Below are 15,005 nucleotides of genomic sequence, written 5' to 3'. Positions count from 1 at the left end.
GCGAGAAGTATATATACGCCCCCGCGTGCTTTTCGTCCAGTTCAGCACGCCTTCAGCGGCCGGTCCGCTCGATCAGCCCAGCGCTTCCAGCTGCGCCGGCAGCGCATAGGCCCAGCTGGTGATGTCCCCGGCCCCCAGCAGCACCACGACATCGCCGGCCTTGGCCTCCTCGGCGATCACGCGCGGGAGCACCGCCGCGTTCTCCAGCGCCGAGACGCGCAGGTGGCCATAACGGCGGATGCCGTCGACCAGGGCTTGTTTATCGATGCCCTCGATCGGGGCCTCGCCCGCCGCATAGACGTCGGCGACGATCACGCTGTCGGCGTCCGAGAAGCTGGTCGAGAATTCGTCCATCAGGTCGCGCAGGCGGGTGAAGCGGTGCGGCTGGACCACGGCGATGACGCGGCCCTCGGTCACCTGGCGCGCGGCCTTGAGGACGGCGGCGATCTCGACCGGATGATGCCCGTAGTCGTCGATGATGCGCACGCCCTTGACCACGCCCGTGGTGGTGAAACGCCGCTTGACGCCGGCGAAGGCGGCCAGCCCTTCGCGGATCGCTTCGTCCGAGACATCCAGTTCGCGCGCCACGGCGATGGCAGCGAGGGCGTTGGCGACATTGTGCCAACCGGCCATGGGCAGATGCAGATCGGCGATCCGCACAGGCTCGTCCAGCGCGGCCAGGCCTCGCCCCTGGATCAACACGTCGAACCGGCAGCCGTCCGGCCCCATCTCGACCTTGTCGGCCCGGACCATGGCCTGGGGGTTCATGCCGTAGGTGACGATGCGGCGGTTATCGATCGAGGCCACCAGCCGCTGGACCTCCGGGTGGTCCAGGCAGACGGCCGCGAAGCCGTAGAAGGGGATGTTCTCGACGAAGTCACAGAACGCCTTACGCACCGCATCGAAGTCGCCGTAGTGATCCAGATGCTCGGGATCGATGTTGGTGACGATGGCGACGGTCGACTTCAGACGCAGGAAGCTGCCGTCCGACTCATCCGCCTCCACCACGATCCAGTCGCCGTCGCCGACCTTGGCGTTGGTGCCATAGGCGTTGATGATCCCTCCGTTGACCACAGTGGGATCCAGCCCCGCCGCGTCCAGCAGTGCTGCGACCATGGACGTCGTCGTGGTCTTGCCGTGGGTGCCCCCGACCGCGATCGAGAACTGCAGCCGCATCAGTTCGGCCAGCATCTCGGCCCGGCGAACCAGGGGGATGCGCCGCTCGCGCGCGACCATCATCTCGGGGTTCGTGGCCTTGACCGCCGTGGAATAGACCACGGCCGACACCCCATCGCCGACGTGCGCGGCGTCATGGCCGATGAAGATGCGCGCGCCCAGCTTCTCCAGACGCTCGGTGTTGGCGCTGGCCTTGGCGTCGGAGCCCTGCACCGAATAGCCGATCTTCAGCATGATCTCGGCGATGCCGCTCATGCCGATGCCGCCGATGCCGACGAAGTGGACGGGGCCGAGGTCGAACGGGACGGGGCGAAGGCGCGCGATCATCCCGGCGGCTTAGCAAGCGCCGCGCAGGAATGCACCCTCGCCCGGACCGCGGCGATCACGCCTCGCGCACGGCTCGTCGCAAGGCCTCATCGACACGCGTCTGCCAACCAGGACCGCCGGATCGAAAATGCTCCAAAACCTCCGGAGACAGTCGGATGGTCACGCGCTCCTTGCGACGTGCGGGCGGCAGCGGCGGCCGTCCGGGTTGGCGGACCAGTTGACGGAGGATTTCAGGGCCGTGGACGTCGCCAGCCGGCCTAGCCTTGGCGAAATCTTCTTCCGTCCATTCTGGATTCTCGTCGAACTCCGGATTGTCCCGATCAGATGCCATGACGCTTTATCTCCTTCTCGTGGGCCCGACGAAAGCTGATCAGCCGGACCCGGCCACGCCGCACGGTGTAGACGACGCAATGACCAATGCCATCGATCCGACCAAAGGCGCGGTATCGCGTCTCGCCGTAGTCCCTGCGCTCGTCCACCCGAACAACCGGATCGGCGTCGAACTTTGGAAAGGCGTCCAGCGCCAGACCATGCTTGTCTCGATTGGACCGACGCTTGTCCTGATCGAACTCGGGTTCATCCTCGCTCACGCAATTAATGTATGCACATTAATCCATGGCGTCAACGCGTTCAGCCCCCCTTAACCACAAGGATTCACCGTGCGGCCTTCAGCGTAGCCGGGGCCGCCTTCGTGACCGATCTCAAGACTGACATCCTCCTCATCGGCGACTGCATCGAGGTGCTGCGGTCCCTGCCCGACAAGTCCGTCGACATGGTCTTCGCCGACCCGCCCTATAACCTTCAGCTGGGCGGTGACCTGCTGCGGCCCGACAACTCCAAGGTCGATGCGGTCGACGACGAATGGGACAAGTTTTCCAGCTTCGCCGCCTATGACGCCTTCTGCCGCGAGTGGCTGACCGAGTGCCGCCGGGTGCTGAACGACGAGGGCTCGATCTGGGTGATCGGCAGCTATCACAACGTCTTCCGGCTGGGCGCGGCGATCCAGGACCTGGGCTACTGGGTGCTGAACGACATCATCTGGCGCAAGTCCAACCCCATGCCGAACTTCAAGGGGACGCGTTTCACCAACGCCCACGAGACGCTGATCTGGGCGGCCAAGAGCCGTGAACAGAAGCGCTATACCTTCAACTACGACGCGCTGAAGGCCTTCAACGAAGACACCCAGATGCGCTCGGACTGGACCTTCGCGCTGTGCACCGGAGAGGAGCGGATCAAGGGCGAGGACGGCAAGAAGGCCCATCCGACCCAGAAGCCCGAGGCCCTGCTGCACCGGGTTCTGCTGGCCGCGACCCGGCCCGGCGACGTGGTGCTGGACCCCTTCTTCGGCACGGGCACGACGGGGGCGGCGGCCAAGCGGTTGGGGCGGCGCTGGATCGGCATCGAGCGCGACCCCGACTACGCCAAGGTGGCCGAGAAGCGGATCAAGGCGGTGCGTCCCGCCGCGCCCGAGGACCTGATGGTCATGGGCTCCAAGAAGGCCGAGCCCAAGGTCGCCTTCGGGGCCCTGGTCGAGGCCGGCCTGCTGTCGCCCGGCGACGTGCTGTATTGCCCCAAGGGCGAGCGCGAGGCGCGGGTCCGGGCGGACGGCTCGCTGGTGTCCGGCGCGCTCAGCGGCTCGATCCACAAACTGGGGGCGTTGCTTGAGAACGCGCCCGCCTGCAACGGCTGGACCTACTGGCGTTTCCGCACCGACAACGGCCTGCGCTCGATAGACGCCCTGAGAGCCGAGGTCCGCGCCGGCATGCAATGACGACCAGCGTACATTGAAACAAGCGTAACCTACCGGAAACGTTGCGGGAAATCGTTGTTCCCTGTGGAACCACCCGCCCGCGCGGAGGTTGATGATCTCGCGCCCATCGCTGTCCGGGCGCTGGAACGTTCGCCATGAAAATCGCTCAGGTTACGCCGCTCTACGAAGCCGTGCCGCCCAAGCTGTATGGTGGAACCGAGCGTGTCGTCGCTCACCTCACGGATGCGCTCGTCGATCTGGGCCACGAGGTCACCCTGTTCGCCTCGGCCGAGGCGCGGACCAGGGCGCGGCTGGTGCCGGTCCGCGATCAGGCGATCCGCCTCGACCCCGCCCCGCTGAAGTCGGACCTGGCCGCCCACATGACCATGCTGTCGGAAGTCCTCGCGCGCGCCGACGATTTCGACGTGATCCATTTCCACACCGACATGATCCATTTTCCGTTCTTCGAGCGGCACGCCAGCAAGACCCTGACGACCCTGCACGGGCGGCTGGACATGAAGGACCTGCCCGAGGTCTATGAGCGTTGGCCGCAGTTCGGCCTGGTCTCGATTTCTGACCATCAGCGGCGGCCGCTGGCCTTCGCCAACTGGCACGCCACCGTGCATCACGGCATGCCCGCCGAGCAGTATGTGTTCTCGCCCAAGTCCGAGGGCTATCTGGCCTTCCTCGGCCGGATCTCGCCCGAGAAGCGGCCTGACCGCGCCATCGAGATTGCCACGAAGCTTGGCAAGCGGCTGAAGATAGCGGCCAAGGTCGATGCCGCCGACAAGGTCTACTACGAGACCAGGATCAAACCGTTGATCGATGGCAATCCGTTGATCGAGTTCGTCGGGGAGATCGGCGGCCATCAGAAGTCCGAATTCCTGGGCGGGGCCGACGCCCTGCTGTTCCCCATCGACTGGCCCGAGCCCTTCGGCCTGGTGATGATCGAGGCCATGGCCTGTGGCACGCCGGTGGTCGCTTTCCGCTGCGGGTCGACGACAGAGATCATCGAGGACGGGGCGACGGGCTTCCTGGTCGATACCCTGGAACAGGCGGTGGCCGCCGCGGATCGCGCGCCCATGCTGGACCGCGAGGCCGTCCGCGCCCGGTTCGAACTGCGCTTTTCGGCCACCGCAATGGCGCGTCGCTATCTGGACGTCTACGGCGACCTGCTGGCCAAGCGGCCGTTCGCCGAGCCGGTGCTGACCGATGTGGTCGTGCCCCTGCACGAGGATCGCAGCTTCGCCGCCACGGCCTGAACCAAAGATCGCCAGGGTCATTTTCCCCTAGGGCCTGATCCGGAAAAGTGTGAGCGGTTTTCCGGTCGGATCAGGCCCCAGGAAACCGCTGGACCTTGATTCACAGCATCGGCGGAATCGCGAAGCGATTCCTCCTCAGCTGATCAAGGTCTAGCATTCGACAGCTAGACCGCGCGACTGACGGTCACGACGGCGAGGCTTCATGGACGACGGCTATTCGGTTCAGACGACGGCGGCGGAAACCGGTGAAGCCGGCGGGCTGGATACGCTGCAGGCCTTGAAGGACGCCGACACCTTTCTGGTGGCCGACGACTGGGGCGACCTGAAGGGCGGGGCCGACGGCCTGTTCCACAAGGACACCCGCATCCTGTCGCGGTTCGCCATGACCGTGGGCCTCGCGCGGCCGTCGCGGCTCAGCTCGGGCGTCTCGCGCGACAACGTCTTCTTCACCGCCCATGTGACGAACCGGCCCCTGCCGCCGATGGGCGGTCGTTCCGCCCCGGCCGGGGTGATCCACATCGAACGCCGCCGCTTCCTGTGGGCCGAGCGCATGTTCGAGCGGGTGCGGATGGTCAATCACGGCATCGAGGACGTCCTCCTGCCGCTGGCCTTCGACTATGGGGCGGATTTCGCCGACATCTTCCAGGTGCGGGGAACGCTGCGCGAGAAGCGCGGCACGGTCGAGACGCCCAGCCACGACGGGCGGCGCGTGACCTTCGCCTACACGGGTCTCGACGCGGTCCGCCGCACCGGCTGCCTGGCCTTTTCCGAGCCCCCCGCCCGGTTGGGCGGGACACGGGCGGAGTTCATGTTCAGCCTGCCGATGGGCAAGGCGCTGGACCTCTATATCGAGTGTGGGCCCGAGCTGCGGGCCACGCCGGACAAGTCGCGCTGGCGCCAGAACGCCGTAGAGGCGCGGCTGGCCATGCGGCGACGGCGCCGACGCGGGGCCTCTGTGCGCGGCCCCCGCAGCCCCCGGTTCAACGCCTGGCTGGACCAGTCGCGCGCCGATGTGGCGTTGCTGACCACCGACCTGCCGACCGGCCCCTATCCCTATGCCGGGACGCCGTGGTTCTCGACCCCGTTCGGCCGGGACGGGATCATCACGGCCTGGCAGATGCTGTGGCTCGACCCCTCCCTGGCCAAGGGGGTCCTGACCTATCTGGCGGCGCGCCAGGCCACCGAGGTCAACGCCTTTCAGGACAGCCAGCCCGGCAAGATCATGCACGAGACCCGGGGCGGCGAGATGAGCGCGCTCGGGGAGGTGCCGTTCGGCCTCTACTACGGCGGGGTCGACACCACCTGCCTGTTCGTGGCCCTGGCCGGAGCCTATGCGAGGCGGACCGGCGACCTCGATCTGATCCAGACGCTTTGGCCCAATCTGGTCGCCGCGACCGAATGGATGAGGGATTATGGCGACTCGAACGGCGACGGTCTGATCGACTATCAGCGCGCCGCCGAGACGGGTCTGTCCAACCAGGGCTGGAAGGACTCAGAGGATTCGATCTTCCATTCCGATGGCCGGTTTCCGAAGGGGCCCGTCGCCCTGCTGGAGGTCCAGGGCTATGCCTTCGCCGCTTGGCGGGCCATGGCCGAACTGGGCGAGCGACTGACCGACGGTCGCGCCCGGGCCTGGGGCCGCCGCGCCGAAGAGGTTCGCCAGCTGGTCGAGGAGCGGTTCTGGATCGAGGACCAGCAGTTCTACGCCATCGCCCTGGACGGGGACGGCAACCCCTGCGAGGCCATCGGATCGAACGCGGGCCATCTGCTGTTCACCGGCCTGCCGACCCGGGCCCGGGCGGAGGCGGTGACGCGGCGGCTGCTGGGGGCCGAGTTCCGGTCGGGCTGGGGCATCCGGACCCTGGCGCGGGGGCAGCCCCGGTTCAATCCGATGAGCTATCACAACGGCTCGGTCTGGCCGCATGACACGTCGCTGGGCGTCGCGGGCATGGCGCGCTACGGCGAGCGCGACGCGGTGGCCATGATCCTGAGTGAGATCTACGCCGCCGCCAGCCATTTCCAGATGCGCCTGCCGGAGCTTTTCTGCGGCTTCGAGCGCGAGCCCGGCGAGGGGCCGATCGCCTATCCGGTCGCCTGTTTGCCCCAGGCCTGGGCGGCGGGGTCTGTGTTCCTGATGCTGAAGGCGGCCCTGGGCATCGAGATCGACGCACAAGCCAGAACCGTGACGATCGACGCCCCCACCCTACCGACCGGCATCGAGCGGCTGACCGTCAGCCGGCTCCAGGTCGGTGACGCCTCGGTCGATCTGGCGTTCGAGCGGGTGGGCGACCAGGTCGTGGCCATGCCTCGGAACCGCGTCGGCGAACTCAGGATCGTGACGACGCGGTAGCTTTCAGGCGGCCTTGCGGGCGTCCAGCCATTGCCGGAGAGCGCGGTTCATCCGCGTCTGCCAACCGGGCCCATCGGCCCGGAACGCATCGATGATGTCTGCGTCGAAGCGCACGGTCGTCGATACCTTGGTTGCACCGGCTTTCGGTCGTCCAGGGCGAATGACGGTATCGCCAACACGCAGCTCGGCCCGCTCGAACCAGGCGTCGTCGAGTTCGGGAGCATCGTCGGGATCAACCCAACCGCTCTCCGTATCGTGCTTGTTCTCTGACATTGGCCTTCCTCATGAAAATGACGTGTATCGCCTCGTCGCGCTCGGTCCAGACCACCACGACCATCCGTCCCCGCAGCCAACCCGCGCTGATCCAACGGATTTCTCCGTAATCTTTCCGAGTGTCCTGCTCGGTGTAGAACGGAGCGGCGAAAACCTCCGCCACCATTGCAAAATCCAGATCTCGCTCGGCGAGAGTGCGTTCACGCTTGGCCGGATCGAACGTGATGCACACTCGATTCTGTTACTACAAAAAATGCGCTCAAGCAATGCCGGAACGGACTAGCGCCTTCCTGAAGACCGTCGGCAGGGCCGCCAGAGCCTCGGCTTCCGGCCTCCAGAGATAATCGCCCGCTCCTTCGGCCACGCGCACCCAGAGCGTCAGCGAGAAGTGGGTGAAGACGTGTTCGACCGCGCCGGCGTCGGTCCAGCCCGCCTCGATCGGAGGCGTCTCGTCCGGCGGTCCCTCGCGCCAGTCGCCGGTCGGCAGGCCGAGCATGCCGCCCAGCAGTCCCTTGTCCGGTCGGCGGACCAGGGCCACCCGGCCCCCGGCGTCGCGCAGGACCCAGGCGATGCCCCGACGATGGGGCTTGGCCGCCTTCTTCGTCTTGACCGGATAGCGGTCCGGCTCGCCGGTCGCCCGGGCGGCGCAGAAGCCGCTGATGGGACACATGAGGCAAAGCGGCCACCGTGGCCGGCATACGGTCGAGCCCAGATCCATCAGGGCCTGGGCCCAGTCTCCGGGCCGGTCGTCGGCGACGAGGCTGCCCGCCAATCGCCTCAGTTCCGGCCTCGCGGCGGGAAGCGGCGTCTCGACGGCGAACAGGCGGGCGACGACCCGCTCGACGTTGCCGTCCACGACATTGGCGGGGCGGTCGGAGGCGATCGCGGCCACGGCGGCGGCGGTGTAGGCGCCGACCCCCGGCAGTTCCAGCAGACCCGCCTCGGTGTCCGGGAAGACACCCTGATGATCGCGCGCCACGGTCCGGGCACACGCCAGCAGATTGCGGGCGCGGGCGTAGTAGCCGAGCCCCGCCCAGGCGGCCATCAGGTCGCCGTCCTCGGCCGCCGCCAGGTCCGAGACCGTCGGCCACCGTGCCGTGAACCGCTCGAAATAGGGGGTGGCGTGAGGCACGGTCGTCTGTTGGAGCATCACCTCCGACAGCCAGACCCGGTAGGGATCGACGCGATCGGTGGAACCCGGCGGCCGGCGCCACGGCAGGGCCCGGGCGTGGGCGTCGTACCAGTCCAGCAGGGCGGACCTGAGCTTCGCGATATCGGCGGGGCGCATAGGGTCGAGCCTTAGCCTCTCCCTCCCCTTCAGGGGAGGGAGAAGTCGGCGCGGAAATCCGCTACGACAGGGCCATGGCGCGCGATCTGCCCACCGAAAGCGAGGCCCGCGAGATCCTGTCGCGGCGACGGACCCGGCCCATGCCGCGCCCCGCGCCCCCGGCCGGCCGCTCGCTGGCCCCCTTCATCAAGGAGTTGGACGCGAAGTTCGGACGCGGCGCGGGCGCGCTGGAACCGCGCTGGCGCGAGATCGTCGGCGACCAACTGGCCCGCGTCACCCGGCCGCAGAAACTGACCAAGGGCCGGGCGGGTGCGGGGGGCACCCTGGAACTGCGCGTGGCGGGCCCGGCCGCGCTTCTGGTCCAGCACCAGTCCGCCGACATCCTGGCGCGGGTGAATCTGTTCCTGGGTGAAGGCTCGGTCGACAAGCTGAGGATCGCCCAGGGCCCGGTGAAGCCTTTGCCCACCCCCGCCGTTTCGACCAAGGGCGCGCGTCGCAAGATCGACCCGCTCGACGCCGGGGCCGAAGCCGAGCTGAAGCAGTCGCTGGAGGCCGCCCCGCCGGGTCTAAAGGGCGCGCTGGAGGCACTGGGCCGGGCGGTGCTGTCGGATTCGCGAAAGGCTCGCCCCTGACGTCGACCGTCGGTCGGTTGACAAAACTTCGCCGCACCTGTTGTCGAAGGGTCTAGGCCTCGCGCGAGGTTCGGGAATCGCGCGAACATCCGCTTTCGATTTCAGAGGAAGACGCCATGCGCGCCGACGGTCGTTTCAAGTTCTCTTCCATGAGCCGCCGCGCGGCCGTCACGGGCGCCGCCCTGGCTGCCATGGCGGTGCTGGCGGGATGCTCCGGCTCGACCGCCGGCAACCCGGCCGACGGTGACATGGCCAAGGGCGCGCCCGAGGGGGCCAAGGTCACGGTCATCGAATACGCCTCGGTCACCTGCGGGGCCTGCGCCGCCTGGCAGTCGCAGGTCTGGCCCGAGTTCAAGACCAAATACGTCGACACCAACCAGGTCCGATTCGTCTTCCGCGAGTTCCCGACCCCGCCCCAGCCGGTGGCCGTCGCCGGCTTCCTGATGGCGCGCTGCGCCGGTCCGGAGAACTATTTCCCGGTGGTAGAGGAACTGCTGGCCAGCCAGGCCGAGATGTTCGGACCGGCCGGACCGCGTCCGCTATTGCTCCGGGTCGCCAACGGCGTGGGTCTGAGCGAGGAACAGTTCCAGGCCTGCGTCACCGACGAGGCCGCCATCGCCGCGATGGATGAGCGCATCAAGGCCGCCATGGACGCGGGCGTCAGTGGCACCCCGACCTTCATCGTCAACGGCCAGACCGTGCCCGACAACTCCCTGTCCGGCCTGTCGGCGGCGATCGACGCCGCCCTGGCCGAGGGCTGACCTCGATGATCCGCCTGCGCGACCTGATGCTCGCCGTCGCGATCACGGTCGCGCCGGTCGCGGTCTCGGCCCAGACGGCCCCCGTGCCGCCGGTCACGGCCGCCGACCGCGTGCTGGGCCGCGCCGACGCGCTCGTGACGGTGATCGAATACGCCTCCTTCACCTGCTCGCACTGCGGCGAGTGGCACACGGGCGTGCTGCCGGCCTTCAAGGCGCGGTTCGTCGATACGGGCCAGGTCCGGCTGGTGTTCCGCGACCTGCCGACCCAGCCGGTCCAGGTGGCGGCCCAGGCCGCGGGCATCGCGCGCTGCGCCGCGCCGGACCGCTTCTTTGACGTGGCTTCGACCCTGATGAGCGGCCAGGCGGCCCTGTTCGAGGGCGCGCCGGTGGCGGACTGGTTCACGGCCGCCATCGCCGTCAGCGGCAAGTCACAGGCCGAGATCGAGACCTGCCTGGAAGACCCCGCGACGCTCCAGAACATCCGCGCGGGCATCGCCGGGGCCCAGGCCGCCGGGGTGGACGGCACGCCCAGCTTCTTCGTCAACGGCCGCCGGGTCGCCGATACCTCTCTCGAAGGCCTGTCGGCCGCGATCCAGCCTCTGGTCGCGGGTCGCTGACGCCGGGATGCAGTTCCAGCGACTGCGTCTCGTCGGGTTCAAGTCCTTCGTCGATCCGGCCGAGGTCTTCATCGAGCCCGGCCTGACGGGGATCGTCGGCCCCAACGGCTGCGGCAAGTCAAACGTGCTGGAATCCATGCGCTGGGTCATGGGGGCGAATTCGGCCAAGGCCATGCGCGGCCAGGGGATGGACGACGTCATCTTCGCCGGAGCGTCGGACCGACCGCCGCGCAACCACGCCGAAGTCCAGCTGACCATCGACAACGCCCAGCGACGGGCCCCCCAGCCCTTCACCGACAGCGCCATCCTGGAGGTCAGCCGCCGCATCGACCGGGGCCAGGGATCGACCTATCGGATCAACGGCAAGGAGGTGCGCGCGCGCGACGTGCAACTGCTGTTCGCCGACGCCTCGACGGGGGCCAACTCCCCGGCCCTGGTCCGGCAGGGGCAGATCTCGGAGCTGATCGCCGCCAAGCCGCAGAACCGGCGGCGTATCCTGGAAGAGGCGGGCGGCGTGGCGGGGCTGCACACGCGGCGGCATGAAGCCGAGCTGCGATTGAAGGCCGCCGAGGCCAATCTTGAGCGGCTGGACGACATCGGGCGCGAGCTGGAGACGGCGCTCGGCCGGCTGAAACGCGAGGCGCGTCAGGCCGAGAAGTACAAGAAGATCTCCGCCGAGATCCGGGCTCTGCAGGCCGCCCTGCTGTATGTCCGCTGGAACGACGCGCGGCTGGCGGCGGAAGACGCTGCCGGGGAGCTGGCCGAGGCCGAACGCACCGTGGGCGAGGCGACGGCGGCGGCGGCGCGGGGGCAGACGGCGGCGCTGAAGGCCCAGGAGGCGCTGAAGCCCGCGCGCGAGGAGGACGCGGTGGCGGCGGCCCTTTTGCACCGCGCCTCGCTGGAGCGCGACCGGCTGGACATGGCCGAGCAGGCGGCGCGGGCCGAGGTCGAGCGGCTGAAGTCCGAACAGGCGCGCATCGCCGCCGACACCGAGCGCGAGGCCGCCATGGCCGAGGACGCAGGCGCGCAGCTGGAGCGGCTGACGGCCGAGATCGATGCCTTGGCCGCAGAGGTCGCCGCCGCCCCCACCCGGGGGCCGGAGCTCGAGACCGCCTTGGCGAGCGCCGAGGACGTCCGCCGCGCCGCCGACGCCGAGGTCGAACGGGTCGCGGGGACCCTGGCGGCCATCGAGGCCCGGGCCAACGCCGAGACGGCGCGGCGACGGGACGCGGAGGCGCGACTGACGCGGGCGGAGGGGGCACTGGAGGCGGCCCGGCGGGAACGCGCCGCGCTGGGGCCGCTGGAAACACCCGAAGTCATCGAGGCGCAGGCGGCTCTGGAGACGGCAGCGACGGCACTGACAGATGCCCGGGCCGAGGTCGAGGCGGCGGAGGCGCGGCGGGGCGATCTGGCGCGCGCGGAGCAGGAGGCGCGCACCGCCGCGCGAGCCGCCGAAGACCGTCTGGGACGGCTGCAGACCGAGGCGCGGGGGCTGGCGTCCCTGCTGGTCACCACCCGGCGCGACCACGCGCCGGCGCTGGACAAGGTCTCTGCCGCCAAGGGCTATGAAGCCGCGCTGGCGGCGGCGCTCGGCGACGATCTGGACGCGGCGCTCGATGCGAAGGCGGCGGCCTATTGGGGCGGGGCGGCGGTGCCCTCCCCCGCCTGGCCAGACGGGGTGGAGCCGCTCGCGAAGGTGGTGGACGCACCGGATGCGCTGGCTGCACGGCTGGCACTGTGCGGCGTAGCGGACCGGACCGCGGCAGCGAGTTTGGCAAAGGCCCTGCCGCCCGGCGCCCGGCTGGTGACGAAGGAGGGCGACCTCCATCGCTGGGACGGCTTCGTCAGCCGGGCCGAGGCGCCGCGTCCGGCCGCCGTACGGCTGGCACAACGCACGCGGCTGTCGGAGTTGGAAGCCGAGATCGACGCAGGCAAGCCCGCGCTGGAAGCGGCGCAACAGACGCTCAAGGCCGCGACCGAGGCCTTCCGCGCGGCGGAGGAGACGGTGAAGGCCGCGCGCCTCAAACCCTTCGCCGCCGACAAGGCCCTGGCCGCCGCGCGCGACCGGGTCGAGGCGCTCGGTCGCGAGCAGGCCCGGCGCGAGGCGCGGGCCCAGGCGCTGGACGAGAGCCTGACCCGCCTGACCGCCGAGCAGGAGGCCGCCGGGGCGGCGCTGGCCCAGGCGGCGACCGAAGCGGCGTCGGGCGAGACGGTCGACGCGCTGAAGGCCGAACTGGCCGGGGCCCGCGCCGCCGCCGAAACGGCACGGACGGCCTCCGCTCAAGCGCGCGCGGACCGCGACGCCGAGGCGCGCGAACGGAGCGGCCGCGAGCAGAGGCTGGCGTCCCTGACGCGCGAGCGCGACGGCTGGGCCGGTCGGGCAAAGGACAGCGCGGCGCGGATCACGACGCTGGAGAAGGACGCGGGGCGAACCGCGACCCTGCTGGCGGAGGCGGAGCGGGCCCCGGAGGTGCTGGCCGGGCAACGGTCGAAGCTGATGGACACGCTGACCGCCGCCGAGACGCGGCGAAAGGCCGCCGCCGACGCCCTGTCGGTTCTGGAAGGCGAGGCCACCGACGCCGACCGCGCCGGCCGCGCCGCCGACGCCGCGGCCGGACAGGCGCGCGAGGCCCGGGCCGGTCTGGCCGCGCGGGCCGAGAGCGCAGCCGAACGCCTGGCCGAGATGGATGCCCAGCTGCGCGAGACGGCGCAGATGTCGCCCGACCAGCTGGGCCAGAAGCTGATCGACGACGCCATCGCCCGGCCGCCCGACGCCGCCGGGGCCGAGAGCCTGCTGTATGGGCTGGAGCGCGAGCGCGAACAGCTGGGGCCGGTCAACCTGCGGGCCGAGGAAGAGGCCGAGGAATACGGCGAACGTCTGCAGACCATGCGGCTGGAACGGTCGGACCTGACCGGCGCCATCGCCCGCCTGAGGGACGGCATCGACGAGCTGAACGCCGAGGGCCGTGAGCGGCTGACCGCCGCGTTCGACGTCATCAACGACAACTTCAAGAGCCTGTTCGAGGCCCTGTTCGGCGGTGGCCAGGCGGAACTGAAACTGGTCGAGAGCGACGACCCGCTTGAGGCGGGCCTGGAGATCTACGCCTGTCCGCCGGGCAAGCGGCTGTCGGTCATGAGCCTGATGTCGGGCGGCGAGCAGGCCCTGACGGCGGCCGCCCTGATCTTCGCTGTCTTCCTGGCCAATCCGGCCCCGGTCTGCGTGCTGGACGAGGTCGATGCGCCGCTGGACGACGCCAACGTCGACCGCTTCTGCCGAATGCTGAACGAGATGCGCAACCGCACCGACACCCGCTTCATCGTAATCACCCACAACCCGGTGACCATGAGCCGGATGGATCGCCTCTACGGCGTCACCATGCCCGAGCGAGGCGTCAGCCAGCTGGTCAGCGTGGACCTGAAGCAGGCGGAGACGCTGGTGGCGTAACCGGGGCTGCGTTCGCGTCCACCGCCAGCCGGTCCCTCGGCAGGGCCTCCGGGCACTGGTCGCGCATGAAGACCAGCATCTTCTCGCGGATCTCGCAGCGCAGGTCGAAGACGACGCCGGCGTTGCGACCACTGGCCAGGCAACGGACCTGGGCCACGCGGTCGGTGATGTCGGTCACGGCCAGGTTCACGACATCGCCGTCCCACAGGGGCGAGGCCCGGCAGATGCGCTCCAGCTCGGCGCGCAGGCGGTCGATCGGGGCCTCGTAGTCGACATAAAGGATGGCCGCGCCGATCAGGCGCGACGTCTCGCGGGTCCAGTTCTGGAAGGGTTGTTCGATGAAATAGCTGAGCGGCAGGATCATCCGCCGCCAGTCCCACAGGCGGACGACGACGTAGGTGGAGGTGATCTCCTCGATCTGACCCCACTCGTTCTCGACGATGACGGCGTCGTCGATGCGGATGGGCTGGGCCGTGGCGATCTGGATGCCGGCGACCAGGTTCTTGAGCAGGGGCTGGAGCGCGAGGCCGGCGACGATGCCCACCACCCCGGCCGAGGCCAGCAGCGACACGCCCCACTGACGGACCGCGCCGATCGTCATCATGGCCAGGGCCACGGTGACGATGCCGATCAGGATGACCCCGGCCCGTTGCAGGATGCGGGTCTGGGTGACGTGCTTCCTGGCGTTGAGGTTGTCCTCTGTCTCGAGGTTGAACTTCCGCAGATAGACGACCGCCCACATGTCGACGATGCCCGTTGCGATCCAGCCGAGCACGAGGATCACCAGGAACAGGATCGCCGACCGGATGACGGCCGAGGGGTCCGGATCGAGCGGCGAGACGGTGACGGAAAACCCGACCGCGATCAGGATGATGAGGATGCGGAGCTTGCGCCGCGCGCGCTCGACCACGCCGCGCCAGAACATGTCGCGGTTTCGAACAACCCGCCGCAGGATCGAGAAGACGATGCGGTGAGCCACCCAGCCACCGCCCACGAAGACGGCGATCACGATGGCCACGACCAGCCATTCGGGCAGCCATTGGAACCGTCGCCAGAGCAGGATGATCTGGCGCGTCAGGTCGGTGATTTCGGGAGGCATTGAGGAAGACAGCGTTTGGCCCATG

14 protein-coding genes are annotated in these 15,005 nt (G+C 69.2%); 7 read left to right on the top strand and 7 right to left on the bottom strand.

The genetic code is table 11. The features are described 5' to 3' along the window. Nucleotides 1-72: 72 nt before the first annotated feature. The 3 genes from murC to ABN401_RS16375 are packed head-to-tail and all read right to left on the bottom strand — an operon-like array spanning nt 73 to nt 2,093. The gene (murC, locus tag ABN401_RS14440; protein ID WP_349685569.1) at nt 73-1,503 is read right to left on the bottom strand and encodes a UDP-N-acetylmuramate--L-alanine ligase; all 1,431 of its coding nucleotides are present in this window, start codon (nt 1,501-1,503) and stop codon (nt 73-75) included. A gap of 55 nt (nt 1,504-1,558) precedes the next feature. Continuing rightward, entirely contained in the window at nt 1,559-1,834 is a 276-nt protein-coding gene (locus ABN401_RS14435) for a BrnA antitoxin family protein (RefSeq protein WP_349685568.1), read from the bottom strand. Next, nucleotides 1,824-2,093 (bottom strand): BrnT family toxin, encoded by a 270-nt coding sequence (locus ABN401_RS16375; RefSeq protein WP_432763564.1) that lies wholly within the window; start codon nt 2,091-2,093, stop codon nt 1,824-1,826. Before ABN401_RS16375 ends, ABN401_RS14435 begins: the two co-directional genes overlap by 11 nt. A 101-nt stretch (nt 2,094-2,194) precedes the next feature. Between ABN401_RS16375 and ABN401_RS14425 the strand changes: the two genes are divergently transcribed. The 3 genes from ABN401_RS14425 to ABN401_RS14415 all read left to right on the top strand — a co-directional run bounded on the left by ABN401_RS14425 (nt 2,195) and on the right by ABN401_RS14415 (nt 6,865). Next, complete coding sequence (locus ABN401_RS14425) at nt 2,195-3,274, top strand: site-specific DNA-methyltransferase (RefSeq protein WP_349685566.1); 1,080 nt, start codon at nt 2,195-2,197, stop codon at nt 3,272-3,274. A gap of 134 nt (nt 3,275-3,408) precedes the next feature. Further along, on the top strand, nt 3,409-4,515 hold the full coding sequence (locus ABN401_RS14420; RefSeq protein ID WP_349685565.1) for a glycosyltransferase family 4 protein: 1,107 nt from the start codon (nt 3,409-3,411) through the stop codon (nt 4,513-4,515). A gap of 202 nt (nt 4,516-4,717) precedes the next feature. Continuing rightward, entirely contained in the window at nt 4,718-6,865 is a 2,148-nt protein-coding gene (locus ABN401_RS14415) for an amylo-alpha-1,6-glucosidase (RefSeq protein WP_349685564.1), read from the top strand. A 3-nt stretch (nt 6,866-6,868) separates the two neighbouring features. On the opposite strand, the gene ABN401_RS14410 is transcribed toward ABN401_RS14415, so the two are convergent. The 3 genes from ABN401_RS14410 to mutY form a co-directional block, all read right to left on the bottom strand. Further along, the gene (locus ABN401_RS14410) at nt 6,869-7,138 is read right to left on the bottom strand and encodes a BrnA antitoxin family protein (RefSeq protein WP_349685563.1); all 270 of its coding nucleotides are present in this window, start codon (nt 7,136-7,138) and stop codon (nt 6,869-6,871) included. After that, a complete protein-coding gene (locus ABN401_RS16370) occupies nt 7,098-7,304 on the bottom strand; it encodes a BrnT family toxin (RefSeq protein ID WP_432763565.1) in 207 nt (68 codons plus the stop codon). Before ABN401_RS16370 ends, ABN401_RS14410 begins: the two co-directional genes overlap by 41 nt. A 93-nt stretch (nt 7,305-7,397) precedes the next feature. Then, nucleotides 7,398-8,426, bottom strand: coding sequence for an A/G-specific adenine glycosylase (gene mutY, locus ABN401_RS14405; protein ID WP_349685562.1), 1,029 nt, complete (start codon nt 8,424-8,426; stop codon nt 7,398-7,400). A 74-nt stretch (nt 8,427-8,500) separates the two neighbouring features. On the opposite strand from mutY, the gene ABN401_RS14400 reads away from it, so the two are divergent. The 4 genes from ABN401_RS14400 to smc all read left to right on the top strand — a co-directional run bounded on the left by ABN401_RS14400 (nt 8,501) and on the right by smc (nt 13,881). After that, the gene (locus tag ABN401_RS14400; RefSeq protein WP_349685561.1) at nt 8,501-9,058 is read left to right on the top strand and encodes a DUF721 domain-containing protein; all 558 of its coding nucleotides are present in this window, start codon (nt 8,501-8,503) and stop codon (nt 9,056-9,058) included. 116 nt (nt 9,059-9,174) lie between these two features. Next, a complete protein-coding gene (locus ABN401_RS14395) occupies nt 9,175-9,819 on the top strand; it encodes a thioredoxin domain-containing protein (RefSeq protein ID WP_349685560.1) in 645 nt (214 codons plus the stop codon). A 5-nt stretch (nt 9,820-9,824) separates the two neighbouring features. Continuing rightward, nucleotides 9,825-10,436, top strand: coding sequence for a thioredoxin domain-containing protein (locus ABN401_RS14390; protein WP_349685559.1), 612 nt, complete (start codon nt 9,825-9,827; stop codon nt 10,434-10,436). A 7-nt stretch (nt 10,437-10,443) separates the two neighbouring features. Beyond that, nucleotides 10,444-13,881 (top strand): chromosome segregation protein SMC, encoded by a 3,438-nt coding sequence (gene smc / locus ABN401_RS14385; protein ID WP_349685558.1) that lies wholly within the window; start codon nt 10,444-10,446, stop codon nt 13,879-13,881. On the opposite strand, the gene ABN401_RS14380 is transcribed toward smc, so the two are convergent. Beyond that, entirely contained in the window at nt 13,841-15,004 is a 1,164-nt protein-coding gene (locus tag ABN401_RS14380) for a mechanosensitive ion channel family protein (RefSeq protein ID WP_349685557.1), read from the bottom strand. The genes smc and ABN401_RS14380 overlap by 41 nt on opposite strands. Nucleotide 15,005 lies beyond the last annotated feature (1 nt).

The sequence above is a fragment of the Brevundimonas aurifodinae genome (genome assembly GCF_040195595.1).
GTDB lineage: Bacteria > Pseudomonadota > Alphaproteobacteria > Caulobacterales > Caulobacteraceae > Brevundimonas > Brevundimonas aurifodinae.
The sequence above is the reverse complement of the archived record's forward strand: the minus strand, read 5'-3'. Positions and strand labels throughout refer to the sequence as shown.

Coding starts and splice junctions, on each gene's coding strand:
- murC (WP_349685569.1), bottom strand. CDS start 1,503: ATGATCGCGCGCCTTCGCCCCGTCCCGTTCGACCTCGGCCCCGTCCAC.
- ABN401_RS14435 (WP_349685568.1), bottom strand. CDS start 1,834: ATGGCATCTGATCGGGACAATCCGGAGTTCGACGAGAATCCAGAATGG.
- ABN401_RS14420 (WP_349685565.1), top strand. CDS start 3,409: ATGAAAATCGCTCAGGTTACGCCGCTCTACGAAGCCGTGCCGCCCAAG.
- ABN401_RS14415 (WP_349685564.1), top strand. CDS start 4,718: ATGGACGACGGCTATTCGGTTCAGACGACGGCGGCGGAAACCGGTGAA.
- ABN401_RS14410 (WP_349685563.1), bottom strand. CDS start 7,138: ATGTCAGAGAACAAGCACGATACGGAGAGCGGTTGGGTTGATCCCGAC.
- ABN401_RS16370 (WP_432763565.1), bottom strand. CDS start 7,304: ATGGTGGCGGAGGTTTTCGCCGCTCCGTTCTACACCGAGCAGGACACT.
- mutY (WP_349685562.1), bottom strand. CDS start 8,426: ATGCGCCCCGCCGATATCGCGAAGCTCAGGTCCGCCCTGCTGGACTGG.
- ABN401_RS14400 (WP_349685561.1), top strand. CDS start 8,501: ATGGCGCGCGATCTGCCCACCGAAAGCGAGGCCCGCGAGATCCTGTCG.
- ABN401_RS14395 (WP_349685560.1), top strand. CDS start 9,175: ATGCGCGCCGACGGTCGTTTCAAGTTCTCTTCCATGAGCCGCCGCGCG.
- ABN401_RS14390 (WP_349685559.1), top strand. CDS start 9,825: ATGATCCGCCTGCGCGACCTGATGCTCGCCGTCGCGATCACGGTCGCG.
- smc (WP_349685558.1), top strand. CDS start 10,444: ATGCAGTTCCAGCGACTGCGTCTCGTCGGGTTCAAGTCCTTCGTCGAT.
- ABN401_RS14380 (WP_349685557.1), bottom strand. CDS start 15,004: ATGGGCCAAACGCTGTCTTCCTCAATGCCTCCCGAAATCACCGACCTG.